This window comes from Microbacterium zouquanmingi (assembly GCF_052266675.1).
Taxonomy (GTDB): domain Bacteria; phylum Actinomycetota; class Actinomycetes; order Actinomycetales; family Microbacteriaceae; genus Microbacterium.
Genome location: NZ_JBQPRA010000002.1, coordinates 553,305 through 567,106, shown reverse-complemented (window position 1 = coordinate 567,106; position 13,802 = coordinate 553,305). Strand labels below are relative to the sequence as shown.

Below are 13,802 nucleotides of genomic sequence, written 5' to 3'. Positions count from 1 at the left end.
ACAGCCTAAGGCTCCAAACCTCCGCCTGGCAACCATTATTCCTCGATCACACCACCGGATCCGGCACCGTAGGCTGGGCGGATGAGCTCACGACTGCGCGTCACCGGTATCGACACGGGTCCCGACGACCTGAGCGAACAGCTGCCCGCCGAGGCCCGGCTGCTGCGTCAGATCCCGGGCCCTGACCGTCCTGACTACTTCTTCGCGGTGCTCGACGAAGCGATCAGGTATCGCACGTCGCTGACAGCGCTGCGCGAGCTGGGCGTGAATCCGGATGCCGCGGACCCGCAGCTCATCCGCATCCACGAAGACGGCACCGTCGACCTGCTCGTATTCGGCATTGTGATCGCGGCGCGCATCGCGGGCTCGCATCCGCACGCCGGCATGAAGGATTTCCCCGTCATGCTCGCCTACGTCGTCGACAACACCGCGCTGCGCGATGAAGTGCTCGACTTCACCAAGATCGTCTACTCGGCGGTCGGCTTCATCAGCGATATCGACTCCGAGACAGCGGCGCCGGTCAGCGCGAGCTGAGTGCGCGCTCGCGCGCAAGCAGTGATTCTTTGACCGGAAGGCCCCACGCGAAGCCTCCCAGCGAGCCGTCCGAGCGCAGCACGCGATGGCACGGAACGAAGAGTGCGGGAGCGTTGCGGGCGCAGATGGATGCCGCGGCACGCACCGCGCTCGGACTGCCGAGCTCCGCGGCGAACTCCGCATAGCTGAGCGGCTGACCCGGTGCGATCCTTCGCAGCCCGTCCCAGCCGACCTGCTGCAGTTCTGTGCCGAACTGGCGCACCGTGACGGAATCGATCGCGGTGAGGTCTCCCGCGTAGTACGCGCGAGCGGCAGACGCGGCCTGGGTCTGTCCCTCACGGATCTCGGCGGGACGATTCTTCGCCGCCAGCCGGGCGATGATCTCTGCCTGGTCGGGGGTCCACCCCGAGGCGAGCACTCGCTGGTGTTCGTCCACCAGAATGGTGAACGCGCCGTCTGCGGTGTCGATGGTCTGGATGAGAGCGGTCATGAGAGCTCCTCGTCGTGGCGTGCGGTCTTCTGTCGGCGCGGCGCCCGCACGGGAGCGGCACGCCAGAGGTGTGCGGAGAGGTAGCTGCGCCATGGTGCGGCCCGTTCTGCCCAGACTGTGAGCGGCGCAGCATCCGCCGGAATGCCGGAGGCCCCGGCTCCCGCGCGAATCGCGACGTCACCGGGGAGGAAGACGTCCGGATCGCCGATGACGCGCATTCGCACGTAGTCCGCAGTCCACGGGCCGATTCCCGGCATGGCGAGAAGGTCACGGCGCTGCGCGGCACGGTCGTCGCCGACGGTGAGGGTGAGCGTGCCGTCGGCAAGAGCCGCGGCAGCGCCCGTGATCGCGCGAATCCTGGCCGCTGGCCCCCTCAGCACCTCCGCGCCGCGCTCGGCGATCGCCGTCATCGTCGGGAACAGAATCCCCTCTTCACCATCGGGCGCCGCGACCCGCTCCCCGAGCGCCTGGGTCAGAGCGGTCAGCGCCGTGCGTGCGGCCGCGACAGTGATCTGCTGGCCCACCATCGCGCGGATGAGCATCTCGTGCGGGTCGGCCGAACCCGGCACCCGGATGCCGGGGACGTGGGCCACGAGCGGCGCGAGCAGCGGATGCCGCGAGAGCGCCGTGTCCACCGCAACAGGGTCGGCATCCAGATCGAAGACGCGGCGGGCGGTCGCGACGAGCGGGGCGAGGTCGCCCAGGTGTGCGACGCGCACTCGCAGACGCAGTCGGCCGTCAGACTCCTGGCGCACCTCAAACCACGCGGGCCCACCGGGCATCCGCAGGTGACGAGCGAAGGAATTCGCCGTCGACGTCTCGGCCCCGGGGATCGCACGGGCGGTCATCCATGCGAAGATGCCGGCGGCATCCATGGGCTCGCGGTGCGGCAGCAGCAGATCGATCTCGCCGAGGACGGTCTCCGGCTCCTGTGCGGCACGGCGGCGCGCCCGCAGCTCGCTCGGCGTCAGGCCGAACACCTCGCGGATCGTCTCGTTGCACTGGCGGATGCTCGAGAACCCTGCCGAGAACGCGACATCTGCGACCGGAAGGTCAGTGCCCACCAGCAGCATCCTGGCGTTGTGCGCGCGATGCGCGCGAGCCAGCGCAAGAGGACCTGCGCCGAGTTCTGCGGTCAGCAGACGAGTCAGATGCCTGCGGGAGTAGCCGAGTCGCGCAGCCAGCCCGGGAACGCCCTCGCGCTCGACCACTCCGTCAGCGATCAGACGCATGGCCCGGGCCGCGGCATCCCCTCGCAGATCCCAGGCAGGCGAGCCGGGAGCAGCCTCCGGAAGACACCTCTTGCACGCCCGAAATCCCGCCTCGTGGGCTGCGGCGCTGGTCGGATAGAAGCTGACATTCTGCTGCTTCGGCGTGCGCGCGGGGCATGAGGGGCGGCAATAGATGCCGGTGGAGTGCACGGCCGTGACGAACTGCCCGTCGAAGCGGGTATCGCGCGCGTCGATCGCGCGATACCGCTCGTCGAAGGTCATCGTCTGGAAAGTCACAGCTCCACTCTGACACGTCCGGATGCCGCGGGCTCGCGGAAATCGGACATGACAGTGCAGCTCAGATGTGAGCGCTGACAGCAGCCGCGTCGGCCACGAGCGCGAACAGATCCTTGGGGTCGACGGGATCAGCGATGAGATCGACGTCCTGGTAGACGTCCGTGCCCTCGATTGCGTCAGCGAGGTAGCGCAGCGCCGAGAAGTCCTCCAGCGCGAAGCCGACGGAGTCGAACACGGTTACCTGTTCGGCCGACGTGCGTCCAGGCGCGTCACCGCGCAACACGCGCCAGAACTCGGTCACCGGGTGATCGGCTGCCAGCTGCTGGATCTCGCCTTCCACCCTGGTCTGCGGCGGGTACTCGACGAAGATGTCTGAGCGTCGCAGAATGCGCGGGTCGAGCTCGGTCTTGCCGGGGCAGTCTCCGCCGATGGCGTTCACGTGCACGCCCTTGCCGACCATGTCGTCGGTGAGGATCGTCGCGTAGGCCTTGTCTGCGGTGCAGGTGGTGATGATCTCGGCACCCTGCACGGCCTCTTCGGCGCTCTGGGCCCTGACGACGTCGAAACCGAGCGGGCGGATGTTGCGCTCGAACGCGTCCATGGCCGCGGGGTCAGTGTCCCAGATGCGCAGGCGGTCGATCCCGAGCATGGCACGAAATGCGAGCGCCTGGAACTCTGACTGACTCCCGGTGCCGATCATCGCCATGGTCGAGGCGCCTTGCGGCGCGAGCACGCGTGCGACCAGCGCCGAAGTCGCCGCCGTGCGCAGCGCCGTGAGGACCGTCATCTCCGTCCACAGCGTCGGGTAGCCGCTGGCGACATCGGCCAGCACGCCGAATGCGGTGACCGTCTGCAGGCCGCGCGCCGGGTTCCCCGGGTGGCCGTTGACGAACTTGAACGCGTAGGTGCGGTCGTCGCTGATCGGCATGAGTTCGATCACACCGACCTCGGAATGGTTCGCCACCCGTGCGGACTTGTCGAACTCCGGCCAGCGCAGGAAGTCCGCTTCGATCGCAGCCGCGATCCCCGTGATCGCCGCCTCCAGCCCGGTCATCCTGACCCAGCGCTGCATTCCCGGCACATCCACGAAACGGACCATCCGCGCACTCCTTCGCTCAGTCTTCCCACGGTAGAGACAGAGCGAGCGCACTTTCAATCAGCAGCATGAGTCATTCCTGCTACTTCGTAGACATAATGCACACTTCTGGCATACATTCTGTGTCATGGCTGCCCTGGACGACCTGGACCGACGCTTGGTTTCGCTGCTGCGCGCGAACGGACGCGAGCCTGTCATCACCCTGGCCAGAAGGCTCGGCGTCACACGCGCGACGGTAGACAACCGTCTGCGACGACTCCTCGACAACGGCACCATCGTCGGCTTCTCCGTGCGCGTGCGCGACCCCGCCGAGGCCTCGACCGTGCGAGCCCTCATGATGGTCGCAGTCGAGGGGCGCAACACCGACGATGTCATCCGCAGCCTCCGCGGCATCCCGGAAATCGCAGCCCTCCACACGACGAACGGACGCTGGGATCTCGTCGCCGAGATCATCTGCGACAGCCTCGCGTCATTCGACGAGACGCTGGGCGCGGTGCGCGGCATCGACGGGATCCGCGACAGCGAAACGAGCATTCTGCTCAGCTCCGCGACCGCATGACCGGCGATGCCGCGAGCGGCGTCAGTGGAAGAAGTGCCGCTCTCCCGTGAAGAACATCGTGACGCCTGCGGCGTTCGCCGCAGCGATCACCTCGTCATCGCGCACGGATCCACCCGGCTGAATGATCGTCGAGATGCCGGCGTCGATGAGCACCTGGGGGCCATCGGCGAACGGGAAGAACGCATCGGATGCGGCGACCGACCCCGTTGCGCGATCCCCCGCGCGCTCCACCGCAAGGCGGCAAGAGTCGACGCGGTTGACCTGCCCCATGCCTACGCCGACCGTGGCGTTGCCCTTGGCGAGCACGATCGCGTTGGACTTCACCGCGCGGCACGCCTTCCAGGCGAAGATCATGTTCTCGAGCTCGGAGTCATCCGGGCGTTCGCCGGAGACCAGCTCCCAGTTCTTCGCGACCGAGAGGATGTCGTCGGGGAAGCGGTCAGCGTCCTGCAGCAGCAGACCACCCGACACGAGGCGCACATCCATGCGCTCCTGCTGCCAGTCATCCGGCAACTGCAGCAGGCGAAGGTTCTTCTTCGCCTTGAACACCTCGAGCGCTGCGGGTTCGAAGGAGGGGGCGACGATGACCTCGGTGAAGATGTCCTTGAGGTTCTCCGCCATCTTCAGCGTCACGGTGCCGTTGGTGGCGATGACGCCGCCGTAGGCGGAGACCGGGTCGCACTCGTGCGCGCGCAGGTGCGCGCTGGCGATCGGGTCAAGTGCGTTGGGTGCCGTGGTCGCGATGCCGCAGGGGTTCGCGTGCTTCACGATGGCCACCGCGGGCAACACCATGTCGAAGGCGGCGCGCAGCGCGGCATCCGCGTCGACGTAGTTGTTGTACGACATCTCCTTGCCCTGCAGCTGAACTGCCTGGGCGATGCCGTGCTCGCCGACGCGTGTGTAGATCGCACCGCGCTGATGCGAGTTCTCGCCGTAGCGCAGGGTGGACAGGCGCTCGGCCTTGATCGTGAGGTGTTCGGGCAGTTCACCGGTTTCGTCGTTGAGCGTGCCCTCGGAGAACCAGGCGGCAACAGCCGCGTCGTATGCCGCGGTGTGCGCGAACGCGCGAGCGGCGAGCTCCCGGCGCTGGGTGAAGTTCGTGCCGCCCGCCTGGATGGATTCGATGATCGCGGGGTAGGACTCGGGCGAGACGACGATCGCGACGTTGGCGTGGTTCTTCGCCGAGGCGCGCACCATGGCAGGACCGCCGATGTCGATCTGCTCGACGACGACATCGTCTGCTGCTCCCGATGCGACGGTCTCGACGAAGGGGTACAGGTTCACGACGACGAGCTCGAACGGTGCGATCTCGAGCTCAGCGAGCTGTCGCTCGTGGTCTTCGAGACGTAGGTCGGCGAGAAGTCCGCCATGGATGCTGGGGTGCAGAGTCTTCACGCGCCCATCGAGCATCTCGGCAGTGCCGGTCACCGAGGCGACATCGGTGACCGCGTGCCCGGCTTCACGGATCGTCGCCGCGGTGGATCCCGTCGAGACGATCTCGACACCGGCGTCGACCAGGGCCGCTGCCAGCACCAGCAGGTCGGTCTTGTCGCTGACCGACACCAATGCGCGTCTGATCGGGACGACGTCGCGATCGCGGTACAGGGATGAATCGTGGCTCGGACCGGCCATAGATGTTCTCCTTCTTGCGGGGGCGTGCGGGGGTTCGGTCAGGGGATGAGAGCGAGGTCGCCGGTGGCGATGCGGCGCACGACGTCGATGAGCAGCCTGCGCTCGACGGGCTTGATGCGCTCGTGCAGGGTGTGCTCGGTGTCGCCGGACTGCACGGGGATCCGCTCCTGCGCGAGGATCGGCCCCGAATCGACGCCGTCGTCGACGACAATGACGCTGGCACCGGTCTGTGTCGCACCGGCAGCGAGCGCGTCACGGACGCCGTGCGCTCCGGGGAACTCCGGAAGGTACGCCGGGTGTGTGTTGATGATGCGCGGTGCGTAGTGAGCGACGAGGTCCGCCGGGAGCAGACGCATGAGGCCACTCAGGACAATGAGGTCGGGCTGCCAGACGTCGAGCTGCCGGCCGAGCTCCTCGCCCCATGCTTCGCGGCTCTCGAATGCGCGGTAAGGAACAGCGAAGCTCGGGATGCCGAATTCTTCAGCGTGCGCGAGCCCATCGGCATCGCGATCAGCGCCGACGACGACGATCCGCGCGGGGAAATCCGGGTGGCGTGCGGCTTCGAGGAGGGCGCGGAGGTTCGAGCCGGCGCCAGAGATGAGAACGGCGACCGTGAGCACCCGGCCAGTCTAGCGGGGCGTGGGAGTGCTGCCGTCTTCGAGCGGCGACGTGCCCATCTCGGCGACCCAGCGGTCAGTGCGCTCCTCGGCGATCTCATCGCGATTGCGCGGTGCGAGAAGCATGATGGCCGCACCGACCAGCACTTCGGCTCCGATGGCGAGCGCTGTCCACCCGGCGTGGGGCCCGATCTCTGCCATGCGCCCGGGGCCGATCGACCCCGAGGCCAACGCCGAGGCGATGGCGACAACTCCGGCGGTGAGCCCCGCGACGGCCGAAGCGATCGCGACCCGCGGCCCGACGGCGTGTGCAGCATCGCTCCACACAAGACGTGATCGGATCAGCCAGCCGGCGAACGCACCAGCGCCGACCGGAAGCAGCACGACGATGAGCATCCAGATCGAGCTGTTCTCCGGTAGCAGTCCGAAAATCGGCACACCGGGAACGACGCCGAGCTGCGTCCCTGCGGGCGAGACCGCCGTGCCTGCGCCCACGGCGAAGCCGGGTCCTGCGATCCACGCGGTCGCCCACACCAGCAGCGTCGGGAGATAGGCGAGATGCCCGAGGGTGAGCACTGTCGCTCCCGTCGCGTCCACGCGCGCCGATTCGAACAGGGCGACCACCTCTCCCCCGCGCACAGCGACCGCGAGTGCGACGGCGAGCGCGGCTGCTCCCATCAGAGCGACGGTCACTGCGGCGGTGCCGCGAACGACTTCACCGGGGACGACTCTCCAGTCTCCCCAGCCGTCGACCCGGTCGTGGATGCGGTCGATGACCCCGCCATCTCCCTCACGCCACGCGTAGGACACGGCCCCGCAGAGCGCGCCGACGAGATAGACGACTGAGGGCAGGAGTATCGCCAGCCACATCTGCACCTCCGCGATCGCGCTGCGCGCCGTGAGCGCGACGAGAACGGCGATCGCGGTGAAAACGATCGTGCCAGCCACAGCGCCGAGCAGCCCGGCTCCCGAGCGCGCGGCGCGTACGCCGGAGCGAGCAGCGAACAGCAGGGTGAACACGAGGAACGCCAGGGGCGTCAGCGAGAGCGTGAAGCGCGCAGCCTCCGGGGCGATTCCGACGGCGGAGACGACGGCATCCGGGATGACGATGTCCATCGGCACCCCGTGACCGAACTGCCAGAGCGTGCCGGTGACGGGCCAGAGGCCTCCCCAATCGGCTGTCGCGCCGAGCGTGAGGGTCCAGAGAAGGGTCAGGGGCGCGAGTAGCACCGCCAGTCCGACGGCCGCCGCGATGGCGGCATCGACGGCAGCGAGAATCGCGACAAGAAGGCGTTGCATGACTCAACGAGACTACGACGAGAACCTGATCGCCTCGCGTGGGCGCGCGCGAGCGCGCGGACACGATATCGTTCCGAAGGAGGTTTCCCGATGACAACTGCCCCCTCACCCGCCACCAACGCCCCCGCCGCGCCGCCAGCCGAGCCGAAGAACGCGCTTGACCGCTTCTTCGAGATCACCAAGCGCGGCTCGACGATCGGCACTGAAATCCGTGGCGGCATCGTCACGTTCGTCACGATGGCCTACATCGTGATCCTCAACCCGATCATCCTCTCCACCCCTGACATCGACGGCAACGTCCTCGACGGCGGCGCGGTCGCAGCGGCCACCGCCCTCACCGCCGGTGTCATGACTCTGCTGTTCGGCATCGTCACCCGCCTTCCGTTCGCTTTCGCCGCGGGACTCGGCATCAACGCCTTCCTGGCCTTCTCGGTCGTTGGATCGGTGACCTGGCCGGAGGCCATGGCGCTGGTCATGATCAACGGCGCGGTGATCGTGCTGCTGGCTGCAACGGGCCTTCGGAAGATGATCTTCGACGCCGTCCCCGTGCAGCTGAAGCTGGCTATCACGGTCGGCATCGGCCTGTTCATCGCCTTCATCGGTTTCGTCAACGCCGGATTCGTCACCGCGACCGGCAACCCCTCGCCGCCGATCGACCTCGGTGTCGGCGGCTCGGTCGCCACGATCCCGACGCTGATGTTCGTCGTGACGCTGCTCATCGGCGGCGTGCTGATGTCGCTGCGCACCAAGGGCGCGATCCTGATCGCTCTGGTCTCCGGCACCATCATCTCGGCGATCATCGCCGCGATCTGGCCCGACTCCGGATTCGTGTTCGACTTCTCCGGCGGAATCGTCGGCGTTCCCGACCTCAGCCTGATCGGACAGGTCGACTTCGGCTTCGACCTCGGCCGCGTCTCTGGCGTCGCGCTCGTGATGATCGTCTTCACGCTGATCTTCTCGAACTTCTTCGACGCCATGGGCACGATGACCGGCCTCGCCGGTGAAGCAGGCCTTGCCGACAAGAAGGGCGACTTCCCGCGCATCAAGTCGGCGCTGGTCATCGAGGGCGTCGGCGCGATCGCCGGTGGTGCAACATCCTCCTCGTCTGCGACCGTGTTCGTCGAATCCGGCTCCGGTATCGGTGAAGGTGCACGCACCGGATTCGCGACCTCGATCACCGGTGTGCTGTTCCTGCTGGCGATGTTCTTCGCGCCGCTCACCGGATTGGTGCCTGGCGAGATCGCCGCAGCGGCGCTCGTGCTCGTCGGTGCCCTCATGCTCTCGCAGATCAAGAACATCGACTTCAGCGACTTCCGCGTGCTGCTGCCGGTCTTCCTCACTGCGACCGTCATGCCGATGACCTACTCGATCGCCAATGGCATCGGCGCGGGCTTCGTCAGCTGGATCGTCGTGAACGCACTGTCCGGCCGCGCCAAGACCATCCACCCGCTGCTGTGGATCGTCGGTTTCGGGTTCGTGCTGTTCTTCGCCCGCGGGCCGATCGAGGCCGCCTTCGGCGTCGCCTGATCGCTCCGCGCCCCGACCAGGGCCGCGACCTGCTGAGATTCCCTCTGCGCTGAACGGCGCAGAGGGAATCTTCGTCTCTACGGTCAGACAAATGTAACGAAAAGGTCTCGACGCCGAGGGTCCGCTCTGTCAAGATGCTGATCATGAGCGTTCGACGACGACGCCTGTGGGGTGCAGGGGCGGCTTGTGCAACCGTGTGCACACTGCTCACGGGCTTCGTCTCACCCGTCGCTCATGCTCTCGCTTCTCCACCCGACGCCGCCCGGCACATCACGAGTGCAGCCACCAGCTCGGCGTCGCTGCTCGACCTGGTCACTCTTCGCCCATTGGCCGTGCTGCGCGAGCCGGGTCAGACCGCGGCGATCATCGGGCACCGCGGTGATTCCGCTGCAGCTCCCGAGAACACCATGGCCGCGTTCGAACTGACGACGAGCGTCGGCGCGGAGTACTTCGAGGTCGACATCCGGATGTCGAAAGACGGCGTCCCTGTCGTCATGCACGACAGCACTGTCGATCGGACGACCGACGGCACGGGAGCGGTGGCCGATCTGACGATCGCCGAGCTCGAGGCTCTGGACGCCGGATCCTGGTTCGACGAGTCCCACGCCGGCGCCCGTATCCCCGCGCTCGACGACGTGCTCGCTCTCGTCGCCGGCCCTCACCGCACCGACGTCGTCATCGAGTACAAGGGCCGCTGGACCAAGGCGGGCGTGAGGGCGACGATCGAGATGATCGACCATGCCGGTCTGGAGAACCGGGTCATCGCGCAGAGCTTCAGTGAGAAGACCGTCGCGCAGCTCAGAAAAGCCGCTCCCGATCTCGTCGTCGGCTGGCTCACCCACGCCCTTGACGCACAGACCATCTCAACCGCTCGCCAGATCGGTGCGGATGCCGTCAACCCTGCGGTCGCGAGCGCACGAGCCGTGGCTCTCGCGCACGATGCAGGGCTCGGCGTCTTCGTGTGGACGCACGACGCGGATGCCGACTGGGAGGAGCTCACCGCGATGGGCGTCGACGGGATCGTCACGAATCGCCCTGACGCACTCCAGGCGTGGTCTCATCAGCGCAGTGCAGATAGAAGAAGGCCCCAGGGTGGAGCCCGGGGCCTTCAGTTCTAGCTTACACGTGCTTACAGAGCGTTCACGATCTCGCGCATCAGGTCTGCAGTCTCGGACGGGGTCTTCCCGACCTTGACGCCGGCGGCCTCGAGTGCCTCCTTCTTCGCCTGTGCGGTTCCTGCGGAGCCGGAGACGATGGCACCTGCGTGGCCCATGGTCTTGCCCTCGGGTGCGGTGAAGCCCGCGACGTAGCCGACGACCGGCTTGGTGACATGCGCCTTGATGTACTCGGCCGCGCGCTCTTCGGCGTCGCCGCCGATCTCGCCGATCATGACGATCGCCTTGGTCTCGGGGTCTGCCTCGAACGCCTCGAGAGCGTCGATGTGCGTGGTGCCGATGACCGGGTCGCCGCCGATGCCGATGGCGGTCGAGAAGCCGAGGTCGCGCAGCTCGAACATCATCTGGTAGGTCAGCGTGCCCGACTTCGAGACGAGACCGATCGGGCCCTTGCCGGTGATGTTCGCCGGGGTGATGCCGACGAGCGCCTCATCGGGCGTGATGATGCCGGGGCAGTTCGGGCCGATGATTCGGGTCTTGTTGCCCTTGCTCTTCGCGTATGCCCATGCCTCAGCCGAGTCGCCGACGGGAACACCCTCGGTGATGACGACGAGCAGCGGGATCTCGGCGTCGATGGCCTCGATCATGGCGGACTTGGTGAAGGCGCCGGGGACGAAGGCGATCGACACGTCTGCGCCGGTCTCCTTCATCGCCTCTTCGACCGTGCCGAAGACGGGGAGCTCAACGGCCGCGCCGTCCTTGTCGGTGTGCGAGACGGTCGTGCCGGCCTTGCGGGCGTTGACGCCGCCGACGACCTGGGTGCCGGCCTTGAGCATGAGGGCGGTGTGCTTGGTGCCCTCGCCGCCGGTGATGCCCTGGACGATGACCTTGGAATCCTTGTTCAGGAAAATCGACATTTCTCTTATTCCTTTTCTAAGATCTCAGGCGTTCGCCAGCTCGGCGGCCTTGTCGGCGCCCTCGTCCATGGTGGCGGCGAGAGTCACAAGCGGGTGGGCGTACTCGGCGAGGATCGCGCGTCCCTCTTCGACGCGGTTGCCGTCCAGGCGCACGACGAGCGGCTTGGATGCCGCGGCGCCGAGAGTCTCGAGCGCACCCTTGATGCCGTTGGCGACAGCGTCACACGCGGTGATGCCACCGAAGACGTTGACGAAGACCGACTTGACCTGCGGGTCGCCGAGAATGACGTCGAGGCCGTTCGCCATGACCTCGGCGGATGCTCCGCCACCGATGTCGAGGAAGTTCGCGGGCTTGACGCCACCGTGGTTCTCACCGGCGTAGGCGACCACGTCGAGCGTCGACATGACAAGGCCTGCGCCGTTGCCGATGATGCCGACCTGGCCGTCGAGCTTGACGTAATTCAGACCAGACTTCTTGGCCTTGGCCTCGAGCGGGTCAGCGGCATCCTTGTCCTCGAGCGCCTCGTGCTCGGGGTGACGGATCTCAGAGGCGTTCTCGTCGAGAGTGACCTTGCCGTCGAGCGCGATGATGTCGCCCTCTTCGGTGCGAACCAGCGGGTTGACCTCGACGAGGGTTGCGTCCTCGCCCTTGTAGACCTCGTAGAGCTTCACGAAGACGTCGGAGACCTTCTCGATGAGGTCTTCGGGGAACTTCGCGGCGCGAGCGATCTCGACGGCCTTCTGCTTGTCGATTCCGGTCAGCGGGTCGACCTCGATGCGGGCGAGAGCCTCGGGACGCTCGACAGCGAGCTCTTCGATCTCCATGCCGCCCTCGACGCTGCACAGCGACAGGTAGGAGCGGTTGGCGCGGTCGAGCAGCACGGAGAAGTAGAACTCCTCGGCGATGCGGGCACCGGCTGCGACCATGACGCGCTTGACGATGTGGCCCTTGATGTCCAGGCCGAAGATGGCCTTGGCTGCTTCGTACGCCTCATCGGGGTTCTTGGCGACCTTGACACCGCCTGCCTTGCCACGACCACCGGTCTTGACCTGAGCCTTGACGACGACCACGCCGCCGAGCTTCTCCGCTGCCGCTTTCACCTCCTCGGGGGTGTCCGCGACGATGCCGGCGAGGACCGGCACTCCGTACTTCTCGAAAACGTCTCGTGCCTGGTACTCGTACAGATCCACTGTGCTTCCTTCACTGGGCTGCGGGGGCGGAAAGTCTCTCGATATCGAGATATCGACCAGTAGTACAGCCTACTACTCTCGTCTGAATGGGTAATCCGGCACCGCCGTGATGGCGCATAGCCCTAGGCTTCGTGCTATGCATGAGTCCGCAAAAATGCCGGGCGGCGTCGTTGCCGCAGCACTGGCTCTGTTCCGCGAGCAGGGGTTCGACCAGACTTCTGTCGAGCAGATCGCGAAAGCCGCGGGTGTGTCCCGGTCTACGTTCTTCCGACAGTTCGGCGGTAAGGAAGACGTCGTCTTCGCCGATCATGAAGTGCTCCTCGGAGAGCTGCGCGAGTTTCTCGCCGAAGGGCATCGCGACCCCTGGGAAGCAGTCTGCCGCGCGTCGCAGCACGTGTTCTCGCACTTCGCGCACGACCCAGAGATCGCCCGGCTCCGCTACCAGGTCGTGCGGCAGGTCCCGGCGCTGCGTGAACGCGAGATCGTGACGGTGTTCCGCTACGAGCGGCTCTTCGATGACTACCTGCGCCGTGCGCTTCCCGGGATCGACCCGTTGGATGCTGTCGGCTTCGCCGCCCTCGTCACCGCGGTGCACAATCACGTGCTCCGCCAACTGCTGCGCGGCACGAAGCGCGTGGCACCATCGGTGCTGCAGTCAGCACTCGACGATGTGCGCCGCCGATACGGCGTGCTGCCGGAGGCCCCGGATGCCGCCGCAGACGACGTCATCGTCGCGGTGTTCCCACGGGCCATGCCGATCGCGGAGGTATCGCGCCGGCTGCAGTCTGAGCTGGAGTCGTAGCTCAGTCGCAGTTGCAGCCGCCGGAGGCGTTGCGCACCATGAAGCACACGTCGCACACGCCGTATTCGCGTTCGGCCACCGGCGTCGCCTTCGGCTTGGCCGGAGCCGCCGAGCTCGCACGCGGTGCGCGCGATGCAGGCTTCTTGAGCGGGCTCAGCGGTCGGAACTCGCTCGGGTGCGAGACGTAGAAGTAAGGGGCGCGCCCTTCGCTCGGGCGAAGTCGCAGCGCGGCGGAGCCGACGAGGATCTGCTCGTCCTCGGTGAAGCCGTTCGTGTAGGTCTTGCCGATGTGGAGCGGTGCTCCTTCACCGAGGCGGATCGCCTCGATGTACCGGCCTCGGTCGATCAGCGAGCTGATACCGACGGCATCCACGATCGCGGTGATGAACTCGATGTTCGCCGGGTCGGTTCTATGCGCGCGCAGCGCGTCGGAGAGATTGCGGTATGGACGGGAAGTGCCTGCGGGCGTAGGGCCCTGAATCTCATTCATCATCTCCAAGGGTCTCACGTCCGAC

At 66.8% G+C, this 13,802-nt stretch carries 14 protein-coding genes; 5 read left to right on the top strand and 9 right to left on the bottom strand.

The features are described 5' to 3' along the window. The first annotated feature begins 81 nt into the window (after positions 1-81). Entirely contained in the window at positions 82-534 is a 453-nt protein-coding gene (locus ACTU6V_RS06735; RefSeq protein ID WP_443467341.1) for a hypothetical protein, read from the top strand. On the opposite strand, the gene ACTU6V_RS06730 is transcribed toward ACTU6V_RS06735, so the two are convergent. The 3 genes from ACTU6V_RS06730 to ocd form a co-directional block, all read right to left on the bottom strand. Continuing rightward, entirely contained in the window at positions 521-1,024 is a 504-nt protein-coding gene (locus ACTU6V_RS06730; protein ID WP_443467342.1) for a methylated-DNA--[protein]-cysteine S-methyltransferase, read from the bottom strand. The two genes, ACTU6V_RS06735 and ACTU6V_RS06730, sit on opposite strands and share 14 nt — an antisense overlap. Continuing rightward, positions 1,021-2,517 (bottom strand): AlkA N-terminal domain-containing protein, encoded by a 1,497-nt coding sequence (locus ACTU6V_RS06725; RefSeq protein WP_443467897.1) that lies wholly within the window; start codon positions 2,515-2,517, stop codon positions 1,021-1,023. The genes ACTU6V_RS06730 and ACTU6V_RS06725 overlap by 4 nt, the downstream gene beginning before the upstream one ends. A 76-nt stretch (positions 2,518-2,593) precedes the next feature. Beyond that, positions 2,594-3,631: an ornithine cyclodeaminase gene (gene ocd, locus ACTU6V_RS06720; RefSeq protein WP_443475280.1), complete on the bottom strand. Its 1,038-nt coding sequence runs from the start codon at positions 3,629-3,631 to the stop codon at positions 2,594-2,596. 124 nt (positions 3,632-3,755) lie between these two features. On the opposite strand from ocd, the gene ACTU6V_RS06715 reads away from it, so the two are divergent. After that, positions 3,756-4,187 (top strand): Lrp/AsnC family transcriptional regulator, encoded by a 432-nt coding sequence (locus tag ACTU6V_RS06715; protein ID WP_443467344.1) that lies wholly within the window; start codon positions 3,756-3,758, stop codon positions 4,185-4,187. Positions 4,188-4,208: 21 nt separating this feature from the next. Here ACTU6V_RS06715 and purH read toward each other — a convergent pair whose 3' ends face one another. The 3 genes from purH to ACTU6V_RS06700 are packed head-to-tail and all read right to left on the bottom strand — an operon-like array spanning position 4,209 to position 7,735. Continuing rightward, positions 4,209-5,819: a bifunctional phosphoribosylaminoimidazolecarboxamide formyltransferase/IMP cyclohydrolase gene (gene purH, locus ACTU6V_RS06710; RefSeq protein WP_443467345.1), complete on the bottom strand. Its 1,611-nt coding sequence runs from the start codon at positions 5,817-5,819 to the stop codon at positions 4,209-4,211. Between the two features lie 38 nt (positions 5,820-5,857). Continuing rightward, positions 5,858-6,439 carry a phosphoribosylglycinamide formyltransferase gene (gene purN, locus ACTU6V_RS06705; protein WP_443467346.1) on the bottom strand — a complete coding sequence of 194 codons (582 nt, stop codon included), beginning with the start codon at positions 6,437-6,439 and terminating at the stop codon, positions 5,858-5,860. Between the two features lie 9 nt (positions 6,440-6,448). Next, a complete protein-coding gene (locus ACTU6V_RS06700) occupies positions 6,449-7,735 on the bottom strand; it encodes a cell division protein PerM (protein ID WP_443475279.1) in 1,287 nt (428 codons plus the stop codon). 90 nt (positions 7,736-7,825) lie between these two features. On the opposite strand from ACTU6V_RS06700, the gene ACTU6V_RS06695 reads away from it, so the two are divergent. Further along, positions 7,826-9,262, top strand: coding sequence for an NCS2 family permease (locus ACTU6V_RS06695; protein ID WP_443475278.1), 1,437 nt, complete (start codon positions 7,826-7,828; stop codon positions 9,260-9,262). A gap of 143 nt (positions 9,263-9,405) precedes the next feature. After that, a complete protein-coding gene (locus tag ACTU6V_RS06690; RefSeq protein ID WP_443475277.1) occupies positions 9,406-10,380 on the top strand; it encodes a glycerophosphodiester phosphodiesterase in 975 nt (324 codons plus the stop codon). An 11-nt stretch (positions 10,381-10,391) separates the two neighbouring features. On the opposite strand, the gene sucD is transcribed toward ACTU6V_RS06690, so the two are convergent. Together sucD and sucC are read right to left on the bottom strand one after the other, a co-directional pair. Further along, positions 10,392-11,294, bottom strand: coding sequence for a succinate--CoA ligase subunit alpha (gene sucD / locus ACTU6V_RS06685; RefSeq protein ID WP_443467350.1), 903 nt, complete (start codon positions 11,292-11,294; stop codon positions 10,392-10,394). Between the two features lie 24 nt (positions 11,295-11,318). Beyond that, complete coding sequence (gene sucC / locus ACTU6V_RS06680) at positions 11,319-12,485, bottom strand: ADP-forming succinate--CoA ligase subunit beta (RefSeq protein ID WP_443467351.1); 1,167 nt, start codon at positions 12,483-12,485, stop codon at positions 11,319-11,321. Positions 12,486-12,621: 136 nt separating this feature from the next. Here sucC and ACTU6V_RS06675 point away from each other — a divergent pair, with 136 nt between their 5' ends. Continuing rightward, complete coding sequence (locus ACTU6V_RS06675) at positions 12,622-13,287, top strand: TetR/AcrR family transcriptional regulator (protein WP_443467352.1); 666 nt, start codon at positions 12,622-12,624, stop codon at positions 13,285-13,287. Between the two features lies 1 nt (position 13,288). Here ACTU6V_RS06675 and ACTU6V_RS06670 read toward each other — a convergent pair whose 3' ends face one another. Further along, the gene (locus ACTU6V_RS06670) at positions 13,289-13,780 is read right to left on the bottom strand and encodes a hypothetical protein (protein WP_443475276.1); all 492 of its coding nucleotides are present in this window, start codon (positions 13,778-13,780) and stop codon (positions 13,289-13,291) included. Positions 13,781-13,802: the final 22 nt, after the last annotated feature.

Bases quoted from the DNA above. Each gene is read 5' to 3' on its own strand.
- ACTU6V_RS06695 (WP_443475278.1), top strand. From the start codon at position 7,826: ATGACAACTGCCCCCTCACCCGCCACCAACGCCCCCGCCGCGCCGCCA.
- ACTU6V_RS06725 (WP_443467897.1), bottom strand. From the start codon at position 2,517: ATGACCTTCGACGAGCGGTATCGCGCGATCGACGCGCGCGATACCCGC.
- sucD (WP_443467350.1), bottom strand. From the start codon at position 11,294: ATGTCGATTTTCCTGAACAAGGATTCCAAGGTCATCGTCCAGGGCATC.
- ACTU6V_RS06700 (WP_443475279.1), bottom strand. From the start codon at position 7,735: ATGCAACGCCTTCTTGTCGCGATTCTCGCTGCCGTCGATGCCGCCATC.
- ACTU6V_RS06735 (WP_443467341.1), top strand. From the start codon at position 82: ATGAGCTCACGACTGCGCGTCACCGGTATCGACACGGGTCCCGACGAC.
- purH (WP_443467345.1), bottom strand. From the start codon at position 5,819: ATGGCCGGTCCGAGCCACGATTCATCCCTGTACCGCGATCGCGACGTC.
- ACTU6V_RS06675 (WP_443467352.1), top strand. From the start codon at position 12,622: ATGCATGAGTCCGCAAAAATGCCGGGCGGCGTCGTTGCCGCAGCACTG.
- ocd (WP_443475280.1), bottom strand. From the start codon at position 3,631: ATGGTCCGTTTCGTGGATGTGCCGGGAATGCAGCGCTGGGTCAGGATG.
- ACTU6V_RS06670 (WP_443475276.1), bottom strand. From the start codon at position 13,780: ATGATGAATGAGATTCAGGGCCCTACGCCCGCAGGCACTTCCCGTCCA.
- ACTU6V_RS06715 (WP_443467344.1), top strand. From the start codon at position 3,756: ATGGCTGCCCTGGACGACCTGGACCGACGCTTGGTTTCGCTGCTGCGC.
- ACTU6V_RS06730 (WP_443467342.1), bottom strand. From the start codon at position 1,024: ATGACCGCTCTCATCCAGACCATCGACACCGCAGACGGCGCGTTCACC.
- ACTU6V_RS06690 (WP_443475277.1), top strand. From the start codon at position 9,406: ATGAGCGTTCGACGACGACGCCTGTGGGGTGCAGGGGCGGCTTGTGCA.